The organism is Deinococcus aerophilus, from assembly GCF_014647075.1.
In the GTDB taxonomy this organism is placed as follows: Bacteria; Deinococcota; Deinococci; order Deinococcales; family Deinococcaceae; genus Deinococcus; species Deinococcus aerophilus.
On record NZ_BMOM01000081.1, the window covers coordinates 1 to 951 of the forward strand.

Below are 951 nucleotides of genomic sequence, written 5' to 3' on the forward strand. Positions count from 1 at the left end.
GCCCCTCCTCAAACCACCCTTGAGGTCGGCTGGCAACTCGTTTTCCGTCCAATCTCATAAAATCTGTCAGGCCGCCAGGGTGTGAAAGACAGAGGTTGTCACTATTTATTTTGAGAAAGGCGCCTTCTGTCTATTTATGGCATAAATATGAAAAAGCCCGTCACTTAAGACGAGCAGAGCTGATGATAAATTGAAAAAACTACTTAAGATCGCTCATGAGCTTCTTGCCTGCATTATCGAAAGCCTCATAAGTAGTATCGAGGATGTTGTTATTTTTGAACATGCTTGCTATCTGGCTAGCTTTGCCAGAGCCCTCATAAACCACGCTGCCCTTCACGGAGTCCCAAATTACCATCGAGAAGGATGCGTTAAATGATCTAGATGTGTAAATGCCAGCGCCTGTAATAAGCGTACTTGCACTTTGCAGATATGGAAGAATGGCATACCTCGTGTTAGTTTTTGCAAGCAGTTTAACAAGCGTATCAGATTTTAGAATTCCAGTGGTATCGAATGTGTTTGCCGTGCTTGTAAATCCGTCCATTAGATTTTCCGATTCAAGGGCCGAAAGTGTTTCTTCGTAGCCCACTATCTTTGTCTGTGGAAAGTACTTCTGAACACTGTCTCCCGTTCTTTTGGCTAATTCGCGTCGAAGCTCGGGCACATTGGCATCTTTCACAGAGGTGCTCAAGAGCAATGGTAAGACAGTGATACCGCCGGAAGTGACAGTAGCCTTTGTAAGAGTGGAATCAACGTAGGTCTTTACGGTGGTCGCAGGGGCGCACGCAGCCAAGAAGACAACAGGGGCAAAGAGAACAACTTTTTTCATGAAATTCCTCCTGCACTCATATAGCACTCAGGAGGAGGGGCGTCACCTGACGGCCTGACACAAAGTATGAGAAAGCGTCCCCGGTAGGGGACACTTTCTGTTTGTGACAACCGAAAATGCCACCG

General features: G+C 46.4%; 1 protein-coding gene. It reads right to left on the minus strand.

What is annotated here, in order from left to right; genetic code table 11:
* Positions 1-199: 199 nt before the first annotated feature.
* Positions 200-826, minus strand: a complete 627-nt coding sequence (locus tag IEY21_RS16650) for a hypothetical protein (protein WP_188905458.1) — start codon at positions 824-826, stop codon at positions 200-202.
* Positions 827-951 lie beyond the last annotated feature (125 nt).